Here is a 14,315-nt window from a genome sequence, read left to right on the forward strand (position 1 = left end):
TGGGGCAGACCCAGGAAGAAGGTAGAGCCGCATGAAGGCGCTCGTTCAGTATCGCTACGGCCCACCCGATGTGCTGCGAGTCGAGGACGTCCCTGCGCCCGTCGCGGGTGCGGGAGAAGTGCTCGTACGAGTCCACGCGGCCTCCGTCAACGCCCGCGACTGGCATCTCATGCGCGGCGAACCGCGGTTGGCGCGTCTGGCCGGCGCGGAGTTCGGCCGGACCGGGCCGAAGGCGAGGATCCGGGGGACCGACTTCGCGGGGACCGTCGAGGCGGTGGGGCCGGGCGTGAGCGCGTGGCGGCCGGGCGATGCGGTGTTCGGCGAGCGTGCCGGGGCGTTCGCGGAGTACGTCGCGGCCCCCGCGGACGTCGTGGCGGCCAAGCCCGCCTCCCTGACGTTCGAGGAGGCGGCCGCGGTGCCGCTGGCCGCCAACACCGCCCTGGTCTGTCTGCGCGAAGGCGGCCTGGAGGCGGGCGGGGCCGTGCTGATCAACGGCGCGTCCGGGGGCGTCGGTACGTTCGCCGTGCAGCTCGCGAAGTCCGAGGGCGCGCGGGTCACTGCCGTCTGCAGCGGACGCAACGCGGATCTCGTACGCTCCCTCGGCGCCGACGTGGTCGTGGACTACGGCCGCGAGGACTTCGCGCGGTCCGGCCAACGCTACGATCTCGTCCTCGACTTGGTGGGCAACCGGTCCCTGCGCGACCTCCGCCGCGTCCTGACGCCGGGCGGCTGCATCGTCCTCTCCGGCGGCGGGGTCTCGGGAGAGGGCCGCCTCATCGGCCCCATGAGTCTCCTGATCCGCGGCCAGTTGCTGGCACGCCTCACCCGGCTCCGCCTGACCGTCCCCGAGGCCAAGCCGAGCGCCCGGAACCTGGGCGAACTCTCAGCACTGGCCGAAGCCGGCACGCTCACCCCGGCCGTCGACCGGGTCTTCCCCCTCAAGGACGCCGCCGAGGCCATCCGCTACATGGAGACCGAACACGCCCGCGCGAAGATCGTCATCACGGTCTGAGCATGTGCCGGTGTGCATCGGGCAGTTGAGGCCAGCGCCCCCCCGCAGTGCCCATCCCCGAGCTCACGCCACGCAGATACCAGCCGGTGCACGCTTCGCGCAGATGTTGCTCGTCCAGGTGTTGGATGTGCCGGCCGTTCCGGGGCCGGTGGTGAGGTCGGTCGCGTCCAGGTTGGCGCTGCGCAGGACGATGTTGCTGCGGAAGACCAGGCCGCTGTTGAGGCCCGGTGTGCCGGGGGCGTTGACGTGGATGCCGTCTGCGGTGCTCCGGCTGATCTGGTTCTGGGCGAAGGTGCCGGAGGCCAGGTCGCTGACGTCGATGCCCGTCTGGCGGTTCTGGATGATGTTCTGCCGTACGTTCAGGCCGGTGCTCGCGTCGGGGCCGAAGAGGTTCGTCACGCGGATCCCGGTGGCGTCGCCGCCGCTGATGACGTTGCCGGAGATCTGCACTCCCGTCGTGCCGGCGCCGACGAAGACGCCGCTGCCCTGGGGTGCGGTGCCGCCTGTGCGCTGGACGGTGTTGCCGGTGACGGGTGTGCCGTCCGCGTTGACCAGGACGGCGAACGTCGCGCTGTTGACGCTGGCGTTGCCGGTGATGCTCAGCCCCGAGGAGTGATCGGCGGTGCTGCCCGCGGTGTTGACGTCCGCCTCGTCGTGCCCGGAGAACCGGTTCTGGGTGATCGAGGTGTTGTCGGCGGGACCGTTGGAGATGAACACGCCGGTGCCGCCCGAGGGCCGGTTGTTGTCCGTGAAGCGGTTGTGCCGTACGAGCGTCGCGGCGCCGCTCGGCGACTGGAAGTTGATGCCGTAGCGGTTGCCGGTGACGACGTTGTTCACGAACGTCCAGCCGCTGCCGCCGGAGAAGGCGTCGATGCCGTCGTCGAGGGAGTCGCGGACGGTGAACCCGTCGACGGTGACACCGCCCGTACCGGATGAGACGTCGATGCCGCTGGGCGCGGAGACGACCGACTCGCGCGCCGCGTCGGTCCGTCCCGTACGCGCGTCCACTCCGGCCTGGGCACCGCGGAAGGTGAGCGTCTTGCCGACCGTGACCGGCTCGGGGTACGTGCCCGCGCAGACCCGCACGGTGTCGCCCGCGGAGGCGGCGTCGACGGCGTCCTGGATCGTGGAGTACTGCGCGCCGGGGCAGTTGGGCCCGGGTGCTCCGACGACGAGTACGGACGCGGCCGTTGCCGTGGCCGGTGCGGCGAGGCCGGCGGTGAAGAGCGCCGTCGCCGTGCCGAGGGTGAGAAGCGGTCTGCTGAGGCGTCGTCTGGTGGGTCCGGTCGGGGTCATGTCGTCTCCTTCACCGCGGAACGAGGAGCCTTCGGAGCATGAGTCGGCAACGAGCGCCGAGTCGCTTTCAGTAAGGCAACGCGTCGCGGAGCGGAACAAGGCCGAGGTCACAGGGCCACTCGTACGACGGAGCGCGGGGGCGCCCGGCAGGGCACACTCGCACGGTGTCTGCGGCCCGGGTGCGGAGTTCGTCGTGCCGAACTGCCGGAGAAAGGCGGACAGTTCGGCGGCGTGCCGGATTTCGCGCGGGCGCGGAAGGCGCATTCGTGCGTCACTTCACGCGCGTGATGACGTGCCCCGTTCCGCGCGCTCCCTCGTTCGGGCGGTTGGCAACTCCGGCTCTTGTTCCCGCTGTTCAGGCACCGCATTACTTGGGGGACTTGTTCCTGTTCGGCCCTCTCCCGTCCGGCGCTCACCTGCGCTGAGGCGTGCATCGCGGTGCCCATCTCCATCCGGCCGGTCGACGGCGATGTCGACGGCAGTACGGACGGCACGGGGCGGGGACGGGCTCTGACTCCTATGAGGGAGACGAAGAATGGTCTCGACCAGATCCATCGTCAGAACGCTTCTCAGTACCGGAACGGCCGCCCTGCTCTGGGCGGTGACCGGTCTCGCCGCATCGCCGCCGGCCGCCGCGCAGGCGGTGATCGTCGTGGGAACCGCGAGCGCGACATGTCCGAACCCCCAGTACGCGACCATTCAAGCCGCGGTCAATGCGGCGACGGCCGGGGACACCATCCGCGTCTGCGCGGGCACGTACAACGAAGCAGTGACGGTGAACAAGTCATTGGTCTTCCGCGGAGCGCGGGCGGGTGTGGACGCACGCGTGGGCCGTACGAATCCCGCGCAGGAATCCATCATCCAGCCGCCGGCGGGGTCGACGGGACTGACCGTCACCAGCGGGACGAGTGACGTCACCATCGACGGCTTCACCTTCCGCAACGCCACGGCCGACGGGATCAGCACGCTCGCGGGCGGCAGCGGCTTCACCATCGTCAACAACATCGTCACGGGCAACCGGATCGGCATCAACTTCCGTTCCCCGGGCACGAGTTCCAGCCCGTCGGTGATCCGCCAGAACCGGCTGGTGGACAACAACAACAGCCTCCCGCAAGGCGGAAGCGGCATCTTCCTGGGCGGCGGCCAGGGCACCAATTTCACGTCGATCACCCAGAACCGCTTCGGCGGTCACGTCAGTGCCGACGTCAACACCCAAGGAGTTCTGGACGGAAGCGATCCCGCGGAGGCGCTGAGCATCACCAACAACACGAGTGCGGACAGTTCCACGTTCCTCGTCCTGGTCAACGCCGACTCTCCGGCGGTGACGTCGAACCAGATCACGAAGAGCGCCGCGCTGTCCTCCGGCACCGCCATGCTCATCGACTCGAACACCGACAACGCCCAGATCCAGAAGAACACCATCACCGGAGGTGTGGGCACCGGCATCAACGTGACGGCGCAGTTCGGTTCGCTGGCCCCCAGCACCGCTCTGAACGTCACGGGGAACATCGTCACGTCGCGTACCAACGGCGTGAGCGTCAGCGCGCTGGACTCCGGTACGTTCTCCGGCAACGTCCTGCAGCGGAACACCAACAACGGAATCCAGGTCAATTCGTCGGTGACGCCGGCCACTCCGCTGGTGTTCAGCCGTAACGTCTCCCAGGCCAACACCGTGTGGGACGCCAACGACGACACGACCGGCAGCGGCACGGCCGGTACGGCCAACACCTGGACGGGGAACATCTGCCCCAAGGACGACCCGAACGGCATCTGCATCTGAGAACGGCTCGGACGGACGGATCCGGCCGGTATCGCCGGCCCCGTCCCGCACCCCGCCTTTCCACGGCGAACCGTGGGAGGGCGGGGTCATCTGCCGTCGGGGCGCGGCGAGTTCCGCCGCTTCTCCCGTTCCGGGGCGCGGGCGCGGCGGGCGGAGCGGCCCTCGGCGACGGCGCCGACCGCCGTGATGAGCAGGGTGAGGGCGACACCGCCGAGGATCGCCACCGACGGTGTGGCGAGATCCAGCGCCACGGCGGACAGCGACGCGGTGAGGCTGTAACCGGCGCCCCCGACCGCGTACATGACGGAGTACGCGGCGGCGTGCACCCGCTGGGGCAGACGTTCGCGGAGGCCGAGGGTACGGGTGATCATCACCCCGGACTGGAAGACGCCCGCGAGCAGCAGGCCGGCGGCGATGCCCGGTACGCCGGGCAGCACGGCGACCAGACAGAGACACCCCGCGGTGGCGACGAGGAGCACCAGGCTCTGGATCCGTACGGAGCCGGGCCAGGTCCGCAGGCCGTAGCACAGCGCGCCGGCGGCGCCGGCGAGCGCGAAGCCGGCGAGCAGCGGTCCCGACCAGCCGACGGCGAGACGCCGTTCCTCCAGGAGGGCCGGAAGGACTAGTTCCGCGGTGGCCAGCATCGCCATGGACGCCGCGCTGGTTAGGTAGACGGGCCAGCCGTGGAGCAGGCTCCGGCGCATCGGTACGGCCGCACGCTCCCCGGATCCGGACTCTCCGGATCTCGACTCCCCGGACGCAGACTCCGAGGACGCGGACCCGGACTCCTCGCGGGGTTCCTCGGGCTCCCGGGGCTCGGGGAGCCGGAGCAGCAGGATCGCGGCGCCCGCCGCGAGCAGCCCGCCCAGCAACAGCGGTGCCCCGGGGTGGAGTCGGAGGGCGAGCACGACCACGAGGGCGGGCGCCGCGGCCCAGGTGATCTGCGTCAGGGTGGCCTCGGCGCTCAGGATGCGGGGGACCGCGCCGTCGGGCACCGTCCGCGTCACCATGGCGCGGACGCCGCCGGGACAGGCGGCCGGTGCCGCCCCGGCCAGGACGGCGAGGGCGATCAGGACGGGGGAGGGGGCGGAGCGTGCGACGGGCAGGGCGCAGAAGGCGAGCGCCCCCGCGATGAGTCCGGCCGACAACTGCCGCCTCATCCGGCCGTGGCGCAGCCGGGCCCCGAGCAGCGACGCACCGGCCACCTCGCCCACCACGTACGCCGAGGCCAGGCTCGCGCCCAGCGCATAGCCGTGCGGGCTCTGCCGGCAGAGGAACACCAGCGCCAGCGGTGCCATGGCCACCGGGGCCTTGCTGGCCAGTGCGACCAGGCCCCAGAGCAGGGTGGTACGGGTCATCACGTCCCGGTAGCGGGAGGTGTTTTGGGGCTGGGGCTGGGGCTCGTTCACGGGACGGGACGTGCTCGGGGACCGGGGCTTGCTCACGGACACGGGATCAGCCCTTCGCACGGACGGAAGCGGACCGGCCCGGCCGGGGCGGCAGGACACCTGTCCGAGTGTGAGTGGCCCGTGACGGATTGTCACGCCGGGCGGCGTATCCGGAAGTGCCGTCCGTACGGCGTCGGTTGGGCTTCGGCGCCGGTCCGCGTCCCGTGTGCGGCGGGGGAGCGCGGTGCCGACGCCCCGGCCCCGCACGGCAGTTGCCGGTACGGGGCCGGGGTGCGGCGGCCGGGGCCACCGCGAAGGAACGCGCCGCTCGTCAGCCGTCCGTACGGCGTCTGGCGCGTGAGGCCACGAGGACGCCCGCGCCGGCGAGGAGGACCAGGCCGCCGGTCGCCGCGACGTACGGAGTCGTGCTGCCGCCGCCCGTCTCGGCGAGGTGGCCGCCGTCCTGCTTCGCGGGCCCGTCGGACGCCGCGGGCTTCTCGGCGCCGCCGCTGCCGTCGCTGCCGCCGCTGCGGTCGTTCTGCCGGACCGGCTTGAAGCCCTTGGGCGGCTTGTCGCAGCCGACACCGTCGCCGTCGCGGTCCAGATGGGCGCCGTAATGCACGTCGCCCTGCGGGATGTTGCGGTAACCGGCGGCGTACGCGGCGGAGCAGTTCTTGAACGGGTGGCTGCCGTCGTGGGCCACCGCCACGGACGGCGTGAGCGCCAGCCCCAGTGCACCGGCGGCAGCGACGGCGACGGCCGTTGCGCGAATCGTCATCTTCGGGTCTCCGATGGGGTGTTGAGCCAGTGAACGAGGGGTGGTGATGATGTGACTCGCCACCCCGGTCGCCGGTTGTACGGCTTTCCGGACCTGCCCGGGTCTGTCCGAAGTCGTTCGCTGTGGCTCAATTCCGGTGCCGCCGGCCGGTGTTCGCCCGGCGGGCCCGCCCCGCCCCTGCTCCCGTGCCGTGCTCCCGTGCCCTACTCCCGCGCCTCGCCCGCCGGTTCCTCGTCCACGATCCGGTGGCCCGCGGCCTTCAGCCCCTCGGTGACCGCCCGCGTGAACGCGGCGACGGCCTGGTTGTGGCGGCTGGGCACCCAGACGACCGAGGTCGTCCACGCCAGTTCGGCCCGTTCCAGCGGGCGCCAGACCAGGCCCTGCGGAAGGGGCGCGCCCGGCGCCTCGTTGAGGTGGATGCCGCGGCCGGCCAGGACCAGGCCGTGGACGAAGTGAGGGTTGCGGGCGTGCCGGATGGCGCCCGGCAGGAAGCCCTCGTCGCGGCAGACGGTGAGGATGTGGTCGTAGAGCCGGGGCGCCATCTCGCGGGGGAAGATGATCAGCGGGGTGCCGTCGACGTCGCGCAGCCGCAGGGGGCCGGTGCCCTCGCCCGCGGGGGTCCCGTCGGCCGAGGGGAAGTCCGCGGGCAGTACGACGCCGAGTTCGCGCCGGGCCACGGGACCCGACTCCAGGCCGACGGTGTCCGAGGGGTGCCGGACGACGCCCGCGTCCAACTCGCCCTCGCGCAGCCTCGTGAGCTGCTGGTCGGTGGTGAGTTCGTGCAGTTCGATCAGTACGTCCGGTGCCTGCCGGGCGAAGCCCGCCGTGAGTGTCGGCAGCACGACCGGGTTGGTGTCCGGCGGCACTCCCGCCCGCAGCATTCCCGCCTCGCCCGGCCGGATGCGGCGCATCGCCTCGCGTGCGGTCTCCACACCGGAGAGGACGGGCCGTACGTGCTCCAGGAGGAGCGCCCCGGCCTCGGTGAGCTGGACGCGGTGCCGGGTCCGGTCGAAGAGGCGGACGCCCAGCTCCCGTTCGAGGTCGCGGATGCGCTGTGACAGCGGCGGCTGCGCCATGTGCAGCCGTTCCGCGGCCCTGCCGAAGTGGAGTTCCTCGGCGAGGACGGCGAAATAGCGCAGGTGCCGCAGTTCCATGCGCGGACCATATCGCTTCGATATCAGGGCCAGTCCCGATTGGTGTTGGCCGGATCGTGCCGCCCGCTGCTTCCATGACTGGCCAACGGGAGCGGCCACGGCGGACGCCTCGCCGCCACCCGCCGTTCGTCTCCGCCCGCGCCCCGCCCGGCGCCCGCGGCGCCCTCCCGTCCGTAACCGGAGTCCGCAGCCCGGGTCCGTATCCCCATCCCCATCCCCGAGAAAGGCATTGGCTCATGTCAGACACCGCTGCCGTCGCCGCCGTCGTCGTGGACCGTCATCCGGTCGCCGGCACCGAGGAGTCCGAGATCTTCGTCGGCGAGATCACGCTCAACCGGCCCGCGAAGCTCAACGCCTGGACGGCGGCGATGCGGGCCGAACTGGTCGCCGCACTCGACGCGTTCGCCGCCGATCCGCGGTGCCGCGCCGTGGTGGTCACCGGAGCGGGCCGTGCCTTCTGCGCCGGTCAGGACCTCGCGGAGACCGCCGCCATCGACCCGGACGACCATGCCGCGAGCGAGGAGTGGATCGACGACTTCGGCCGCCTCTACCGCGCGCTGCGGAACCTCGGCAAGCCGTCCGTCGCCGCCGTCAACGGGGTCGCCGCCGGCTCCGGATTCCAGTTCGCGCTGCTGGCCGATCTGCGCATCGGACACCCGGGCGTGACGATGGGCCAGCCCGAGGTGCTCTCCGGCATCCCCAGCATCACCGGGATCTGGGCCATGTGGGACATCCTGGGCCGGGCGAAGACCACGGAGTTCGCGCTCACCGGACGACTCGTCGACGGTACGGAGGCCCAGCGGCTCGGCCTGCTCACCCGGCTCGTGGACGAGGACGCGGTACGGACGGAAGCCCTGGCCGAGGCCGCGGCGCTCGCGTCGCTGCCGTCCGGTGCCGTCGCGCTCACCAAGAACCGGATCCGCGAACTCGACGACGCCGGGCTGGACGAGGCGATCGCCGCCGCGAAGAAGGTGCACGCCGCGGCGTACGCGACCGGTGAACCGCAGCGCGAGATGGCCCGGTTCCTCGCGGGCCGCGGACGCTGACCCGCCGCCCCGCGACCCGTATCCGTCGCCCGGCGACCGCACCCGCCCGCGCCCGTACCGCGGTGCGGACCCACGGCGGCGCAGACCTACCCCGGCGAAGACCCATGACGGCACAGAACCGCGCCCTCGCCGCGCGGCCCAGCCCCCGCACCCCGTACGAGAGGAACCGAACCGCGATGACCACCGGCGTCACGCCGCACACCGGCGATGCCGCAGACGTCCACAGCACCTACCGCGGCCTCGTGGCAGAGCACCGCTGGAACGTGCCCGCGCGCTACAACATGGCCGCGGACGTCGCGGACCGGCACCCCGGCGACGCGCTCGCCCTCATCTTCGAGGACCACACCGGGCACACCGAGCACGTCGACTGGCAGCAGATCCAGGACCGTTCGCAGCAGATCGCGGCCCGTCTGCACGGCCTCGGCGTCCGCAAGGGCGACCGCGTGGCCGTGCTGCTTCCGCAGCGCACCGACACCCCCGCCACCTATCTCGGCGTACTGCGCACCGGCGCCGTCCTGGTGACCATGTCGCTGCTGTGGGCCGACGACCCCATCCGCTACCGGCTCGCGGACTGCGGCGCCACCGTCCTCGTCACCGAGAGCGCGGCGCTGGCACGGACCCGGGACTTCACCGGCACCGTCGTCGACGTGGACGACCCGGCGATCGGGGCGCTGCCGCCCGTCTTCGAGACCGCCGACACCGCCGCCGACGACCCGGCGCTGATCTTCTACACCTCCGGAACGACCGGCGCCGCCAAGGGAATCGTGCACGCCCACCGCACGCTGCTGGGCCACAACGAGTTCCGCTACTGCCACGACCTGCGGCCCGGCGACGTGTTCTACGGTGCGGGCGACTGGGCCTGGTCGATGGCGAAGCTCATGGGCCCGCTGCGGGCCGGCGCCGTCCATCTCGTCTACCGTCCGGCCGCCGGCTTCGACCCGGACGGGCTGCTGGCCGCCATGTCCCGGCACAGGGTGACCACCGCCCTGGTCAACCCGACCTTCCTGCGCAAGATGCGGCAGGACGTACCGGACGCCGGGCGCCGCCATCCCCAGTCGCTGCGCGTCGTGTGCTGCTCCAACGAGCCGCTCACACCCGACCTCATCGACTGGTTCCGGGAGCAGTTCGGCGTGACGCCTCTCGACTACTACGGGTCCACCGAGTCGTATCCGCTGATCGGCAACTTCCCCGGCGTCCCCGTCAAGGCCGGCTCCATGGGCCGCCGGATGCCCGGCTGGGACGTCGCGCTGCTGGACGAGGACGACCGGGAGGTGCCCGTCGGAACGCCCGGCGAGATCGCGCTGCGCGCGGACTCCAACCCCCAGTACCCGCTGGGCTACTGGAACCGTCCCGAGGCGTCCGCGGAGGCCTTCGGCGGACCCTGGTACCGCACGAAGGACCAGGCCGTGATGGACGAGGACGGCTACTTCTGGTTCCTCGGACGCACCGACGACGTGATCAAGACCTCGGGCTACCGGGTCGGCCCGTACGAGGTCGAGGACGTGCTGCGCCGCCACCCGGCGGTCGCGGAGGCCGGCGTCGTCGGCGTCCCCGACCCGGTGCGCGGTCAGGCCGTGAAGGCGTGGATCGAGCTGAACCCGGGCCATGAGCCCGGCCCCGCCCTCGCGCGCGAGATCACCGGCTTCGCCCGCGACACCTACTCGCGCTTCGCCTACCCGCGGTCGGTCGAGTTCGTGGACCGGCTGCCGCGTTCGGCGACCGGAAAGATCCAGCGGGCGGTTCTCCGCGCCCGCGACGACCAGGCAGACTCCGCCGAGAGGCCAGACCAGCGAGGACCACGGACATGACGACGGAACCCCAGGCACAGCCGGCGCAGCCGGTGAAGGAACCGCCACCGCACACGGACGCGACGGCCGGGAACGCGACGGCCGGGAACGCGACGGCCGGGAACACGACAGCCGGGAACGCCGCGGACGACCGCACAGGGCGCCGCAAGGTCACGGCCGCCACCGCCGTCGGAAACTTCGTCGAGTGGTTCGACTCCGGCGCGTACGCCATCATGTCCGCCACCATCGCCGGGCTCTTCTTCCCGCAGTACGACGAGCGGGCGGCGCTCCTGGCGACCTGGGCGGTCTTCGGCGCCGGATTCGTCGCCCGCCCGCTGGGCGCCGCCTTCTTCGGGCGGTACGGCGACCGGATAGGCCGCAACAGGATGCTCGCGCTGAGCGTCCTGTGCATGAGCAGCGCGACGTTCCTCATCGGACTGCTGCCCGGGTACGCCACGGTCGGCATCGCCGCGCCGCTGATGCTCTTCCTCCTCCGCGCCCTCCAGGGCTTCTCCACCGGAGGCGAGTACACCGGGGCCTCGGCCTTCATCATGGAGTACGCCCCCGACGGGCGCCGTGCCCGGTACGCCAGCATCGTCCCGCTCACCGTCGGACTGGCCTCCGTCGCAGGCGCCATGGTCGGACTGCTGATCACCTCCGCCCTCGACGACGCGGCGCTGCGCAGTTGGGGCTGGCGCATCCCGTTCCTGCTCGCCGGGCCGCTCGGTCTGATCGGCCTCTATCTGCGCAGCCGTATCCAGGACACCCCGGTCTTCCGCGCGATGGAGCGGCGCGCGGCCGTACGGAAGGCTCCGCTGCGGGAGGCGGCACGTGTCTGCCGCCGGCAGGTGCTGACGCTCTTCGGCTACAGCATCACCAACGCCGTCGGCTACTACCTGATGAGCAGCTACCTCATCGCCTACATGTCGGAGGAGGTCGGCTACGGCAAGGCCGAGACGATGCTCACCAGCGTCGTCGCGATGCTCGCCTACTGCGTGGCCTGTCCCCTGGCGGCGGCCGCCAGCGACCGGTACGGGCGCAAGCCCATGCTGCTGCTGGCCTGCGGCGGCTTCGCGGTGGCGACACTGCCGGCGTTCTGGCTGATCGGTACGGGGCTGCCGGGGGCGCTGGCCGGCTCGTCCGTCCTCGGCATGCTGGTCGCGGTGATCGGTACGTCCAACGTGCCGGCGATGGTCGAGATGTTCCCCGGCCAACTCCGGGCCAGCGGCTCGGCCATCGGCTACACCGCGGCGTACGTGCTCTTCGGCGGCACGGCGCCGTTCGTCGCCACCGGGCTGGTCTCGGTGCTGGGGACGCCGCTGGCGCCGGGGCTCTATCTGATGAGCCTGGCCGCGCTGTCGGGGCTGGTCGTCGTCTTCTTCTTCCGGGAGACGCGGCATCTGCCGCTGACGCGCACGGGGGTGCTGGAGTAGCCGGCGCCGGAGCCGCGACCGGGACCCGGCCTGGGGCCCGGTCGCGGGGCCGGGAGTCTCACTGCCCCGTGTAGACCGGGTCCCGCCGTTCCCTGAACGCCGCCGCGCCCTCCACGCGGTCCTGCGTCGTCGTCAGCAGCGTCGACAACTCGCCCTCGACGCGCAGCCCTTCGGACAGCGGCAGGTCGGCCCCGCGCAGCACGGCCTCCTTCGCGTACGCCACCGCGCGCGGGCCGACCCGGCGGAACGCTTCGGCGAGACGCCGGACGGCGTCCTCCAGGGACCCGGTGGCGACGACCTCGCCGACGAGGCCGATGCGCAGCGCCTCGGCGGCGTCGATGTGCTCCCCGGTGAGGATCATGCGCAGCGCCGGTCCCAGCCCGACGAGCCGGGGGAGCCGCTGGGTTCCGCCGGCGCCGGGCAGGATGGCGCGGCGCACCTCGGGGAGTCCGAACACGGCGTCCCCGGTGGCGACGCGGAGGTCGCAGGCGAGCGCGATCTCCAGTCCGCCGCCGAGGCAGTAGCCGTGGACGGCGGCCACGGTCGGCTTGCGGCAGGCGGCTATGGCGTCGGTCCACTTCGGGCCCGTGCGCTCCTCACGGGCGTCGACGAGCGAGTGCGGCGGCACGAACTCCTTGATGTCGGCGCCCGCGCAGAAGGCCCGCTCGCCCGCGCCGCGGAAGACGAGCGCGCGGACCGACGGGTCGTCAGCCGCCGTCCGTACGGTCTCCGTCAACTCGCGCCGCATGGCCGCGTCGATGGCGTTACGGGCCTCCGGCCGGTTGAGCGTGATCAGGGCGGTGCCCGCCCGGACATCGAGGAGTACGGTCCCTGCCATCTCTCGCCTTCTCCTTCGCTCGGGTTCGCTCGTGTTCGCTCGTGCGTGGTCCTCGGCCTGCGGGCCGCCTGCCGGTCAGTCCTCGTCCGGCCGGCTCGCCTCGCGCAGCGCCGCGCGCACCGCGGGCGTGAGCGGACGCTCGGCCTCCTCGCCGATGTGCGCGACGAGTCCCGCGGTACGGCTGATCATCGAGAAGCCGCGGTGCAGCGGCCACGGGACGCCGATGCCGAGCAGCAACGCGGCGGAGACTCCGGCCGCGTTGGGCGGCAGCGTCCGTCCCGTACGTTCCGCCGTCACATCGGCGATCGCGCGCAGCCGCCGGATCTCGTCCTCCGCGACGCCTTCCTCGGCGGCGACGGCCAGCAGCGGTGCGGCGCGGGGATCGCCGTCGCGGTGCAGGGCGTGGCCGATGCCGGGAATGCGGCGCCCGGCGGCGAGTTCGTCCGCCACCGCGCGGGCGACGGCCTCGCCCTCACCGGCAACAGCACCGGCAACAGCACCGGCACCGGCACCGCCCCGGGCACCGGACCTGCCCGCGGCGCCTTTCTCCCCCTCGCCGTCCGCCGCCGTCTCGTCCGCGATCCGCGTCAGCAGCCGCCCGGTCTGCTCCAGCGTTCCGAGGATCCGGCTGCCCACGCCCAACAGCCCCGCGGCCACCGCGCCTTGGACGGCTTCGGGAGCGACGTGGTACGTGAGCCTCGCGGCGAGCGCGCTGGGCTGGAGGCCGTGGTCGATGAAGGTCACCAGGACGGCGTCGGCCACCCGCACCGCGCCGGGCGCGGGCCGCTCGCCCGTGACGGCGAGCAGCGCGGCCTCGGTGAACGACATCCGGCCGACGAGTTCGCCCACCAGATCGTGGCCGCGCAGGGTGACGCGTTCGGCGTTCGCCCGCCCGACGTCGGTACGCAGCCCCTCCGCGAGCAGGGCGTCCGCCGGTACGGCCCCGGTACGCGGAGCATCCGTACGCAGGGGCTCACGGTCGCTCATCCCGCGTCCCCTCGCCCGCCGTTTGCGCCGTCACCGTCCGCGCCCCCGTCATCCCCGCCGCCGCTCCCGTCGCCGTCGCCGTCCGTCGCGACGAACGCCAGCGCGTCCAGGACGACGGTGTCCCCGGCGCGTACCAGCAGCGGATTGCACTCGACCTCGGTCAGACGCGGAGACGCGGTGTCCTCCACGAGCGAGGCGAGGCCGCCGATGATCCGCGCCAACTCCTCGGCCAGTGCGCCGGTTTCGGGCCGGATCCGGCGGAGCCGTGCCGCCACGTGCAGCCCGTCCAGGGCGTGTCGCACCGACCGCGCGTCGTACGGCGGGACGAGGGTGCGGGCGTCGTCCGCGTCCTCGGCGTCGACGCCGCCGGAGCCGAGCAGCGCCCGGGTGCCGAAGACCGGGTCGGCGACGACTCCGGCGATCAGCTCCTCGCCGCCGTCGACGTCGATCTGCTCGGCGACGAGGACGCCGCGGGCGCCGTGTTCACGTACGAGGTCCGCCCACGCCGCGCGCACCGCCTCCTCGCCGTCGACGCCCACGCGTACGGCTCCCGCCTTCGCCCGGTGCGGCAGCAGGGGTTCGACGAGCTTCAGCACACAGGGGCGGCCGACCCGTTCCGCCGCCCGTACGGCCTCGTCCGCCGAATGTGCCAGGTGGCGGCGCGGCATGGCGAGCGCGAAGCGCTCCAGGAGCGCCATGGTCTGCGCCTCGTCCACGGCCGTCCGTCCGTCACCGACCTCGCGCGGGACGAGCGTCGGGCGGGTGGACGGTCCGCCGGGTGCCGGCGCGCCGCCGGGCGCACGTCCCGGCGCGGCG

12 protein-coding genes are annotated in these 14,315 nt (G+C 72.7%); 5 read left to right on the forward strand and 7 right to left on the reverse strand.

Features of this window, described 5'->3' with window-relative positions; genetic code table 11:
- Window positions 1-31 precede the first annotated feature (31 nt).
- Window positions 32-1,012, forward strand: coding sequence for an NAD(P)-dependent alcohol dehydrogenase (locus tag AN218_RS21330; RefSeq protein ID WP_070018507.1), 981 nt, complete (start codon window positions 32-34; stop codon window positions 1,010-1,012).
- Window positions 1,013-1,075: 63 nt separating this feature from the next.
- Here AN218_RS21330 and AN218_RS21335 read toward each other — a convergent pair whose 3' ends face one another.
- The gene (locus tag AN218_RS21335; RefSeq protein WP_070018508.1) at window positions 1,076-2,308 is read right to left on the reverse strand and encodes a right-handed parallel beta-helix repeat-containing protein; all 1,233 of its coding nucleotides are present in this window, start codon (window positions 2,306-2,308) and stop codon (window positions 1,076-1,078) included.
- 535 nt (window positions 2,309-2,843) lie between these two features.
- Between AN218_RS21335 and AN218_RS21340 the strand changes: the two genes are divergently transcribed.
- Window positions 2,844-4,088 carry a right-handed parallel beta-helix repeat-containing protein gene (locus tag AN218_RS21340; RefSeq protein ID WP_070018509.1) on the forward strand — a complete coding sequence of 415 codons (1,245 nt, stop codon included), beginning with the start codon at window positions 2,844-2,846 and terminating at the stop codon, window positions 4,086-4,088.
- An 86-nt stretch (window positions 4,089-4,174) separates the two neighbouring features.
- Here the strand turns inward: AN218_RS21340 and AN218_RS21345 are convergent, their stop codons facing one another.
- The 3 genes from AN218_RS21345 to AN218_RS21355 form a co-directional block, all read right to left on the reverse strand.
- Entirely contained in the window at window positions 4,175-5,446 is a 1,272-nt protein-coding gene (locus tag AN218_RS21345) for an MFS transporter (RefSeq protein ID WP_070018510.1), read from the reverse strand.
- A gap of 361 nt (window positions 5,447-5,807) precedes the next feature.
- Window positions 5,808-6,254: an excalibur calcium-binding domain-containing protein gene (locus AN218_RS21350; protein WP_070018511.1), complete on the reverse strand. Its 447-nt coding sequence runs from the start codon at window positions 6,252-6,254 to the stop codon at window positions 5,808-5,810.
- A gap of 203 nt (window positions 6,255-6,457) precedes the next feature.
- Window positions 6,458-7,408 carry a LysR family transcriptional regulator gene (locus AN218_RS21355; RefSeq protein ID WP_070018512.1) on the reverse strand — a complete coding sequence of 317 codons (951 nt, stop codon included), beginning with the start codon at window positions 7,406-7,408 and terminating at the stop codon, window positions 6,458-6,460.
- A 236-nt stretch (window positions 7,409-7,644) separates the two neighbouring features.
- On the opposite strand from AN218_RS21355, the gene AN218_RS21360 reads away from it, so the two are divergent.
- The 3 genes from AN218_RS21360 (at window position 7,645) to AN218_RS21370 (ending at window position 11,674) form a co-directional block, all read left to right on the forward strand.
- Complete coding sequence (locus AN218_RS21360) at window positions 7,645-8,454, forward strand: enoyl-CoA hydratase/isomerase family protein (protein ID WP_070018513.1); 810 nt, start codon at window positions 7,645-7,647, stop codon at window positions 8,452-8,454.
- A gap of 176 nt (window positions 8,455-8,630) precedes the next feature.
- Window positions 8,631-10,262: an acetate--CoA ligase gene (locus AN218_RS21365; protein WP_070018514.1), complete on the forward strand. Its 1,632-nt coding sequence runs from the start codon at window positions 8,631-8,633 to the stop codon at window positions 10,260-10,262.
- Window positions 10,259-11,674, forward strand: coding sequence for an MFS transporter (locus AN218_RS21370; RefSeq protein WP_070018515.1), 1,416 nt, complete (start codon window positions 10,259-10,261; stop codon window positions 11,672-11,674). The genes AN218_RS21365 and AN218_RS21370 overlap by 4 nt, the downstream gene beginning before the upstream one ends.
- Before the next feature lie 58 nt (window positions 11,675-11,732).
- Here AN218_RS21370 and AN218_RS21375 read toward each other — a convergent pair whose 3' ends face one another.
- The 3 genes from AN218_RS21375 to AN218_RS21385 all read right to left on the reverse strand — a co-directional run.
- Window positions 11,733-12,512, reverse strand: a complete 780-nt coding sequence (locus AN218_RS21375) for an enoyl-CoA hydratase/isomerase family protein (protein WP_070018516.1) — start codon at window positions 12,510-12,512, stop codon at window positions 11,733-11,735.
- Window positions 12,513-12,587: 75 nt separating this feature from the next.
- The gene (locus AN218_RS21380; protein ID WP_079132428.1) at window positions 12,588-13,499 is read right to left on the reverse strand and encodes a citrate/2-methylcitrate synthase; all 912 of its coding nucleotides are present in this window, start codon (window positions 13,497-13,499) and stop codon (window positions 12,588-12,590) included.
- Window positions 13,496-14,315 (reverse strand): acetate--CoA ligase family protein (locus AN218_RS21385; RefSeq protein ID WP_070018517.1); only part of this gene is annotated, 820 nt, incomplete at its 5' end. The genes AN218_RS21385 and AN218_RS21380, both read right to left, overlap by 4 nt.

Source organism: Streptomyces nanshensis (genome assembly GCF_001751255.1).
Classification (GTDB): domain Bacteria; phylum Actinomycetota; class Actinomycetes; order Streptomycetales; family Streptomycetaceae; genus Streptomyces; species Streptomyces nanshensis_A.

Excerpts from the sequence above, each read along its gene's own strand:
- AN218_RS21370 (WP_070018515.1), top strand. The coding sequence starts at position 10,259 with ATGACGACGGAACCCCAGGCACAGCCGGCGCAGCCGGTGAAGGAACCG.
- AN218_RS21360 (WP_070018513.1), top strand. The coding sequence starts at position 7,645 with ATGTCAGACACCGCTGCCGTCGCCGCCGTCGTCGTGGACCGTCATCCG.
- AN218_RS21365 (WP_070018514.1), top strand. The coding sequence starts at position 8,631 with ATGACCACCGGCGTCACGCCGCACACCGGCGATGCCGCAGACGTCCAC.
- AN218_RS21355 (WP_070018512.1), bottom strand. The coding sequence starts at position 7,408 with ATGGAACTGCGGCACCTGCGCTATTTCGCCGTCCTCGCCGAGGAACTC.
- AN218_RS21350 (WP_070018511.1), bottom strand. The coding sequence starts at position 6,254 with ATGACGATTCGCGCAACGGCCGTCGCCGTCGCTGCCGCCGGTGCACTG.
- AN218_RS21330 (WP_070018507.1), top strand. The coding sequence starts at position 32 with ATGAAGGCGCTCGTTCAGTATCGCTACGGCCCACCCGATGTGCTGCGA.
- AN218_RS21380 (WP_079132428.1), bottom strand. The coding sequence starts at position 13,499 with ATGAGCGACCGTGAGCCCCTGCGTACGGATGCTCCGCGTACCGGGGCC.
- AN218_RS21345 (WP_070018510.1), bottom strand. The coding sequence starts at position 5,446 with ATGACCCGTACCACCCTGCTCTGGGGCCTGGTCGCACTGGCCAGCAAG.
- AN218_RS21335 (WP_070018508.1), bottom strand. The coding sequence starts at position 2,308 with ATGACCCCGACCGGACCCACCAGACGACGCCTCAGCAGACCGCTTCTC.
- AN218_RS21375 (WP_070018516.1), bottom strand. The coding sequence starts at position 12,512 with ATGGCAGGGACCGTACTCCTCGATGTCCGGGCGGGCACCGCCCTGATC.
- AN218_RS21340 (WP_070018509.1), top strand. The coding sequence starts at position 2,844 with ATGGTCTCGACCAGATCCATCGTCAGAACGCTTCTCAGTACCGGAACG.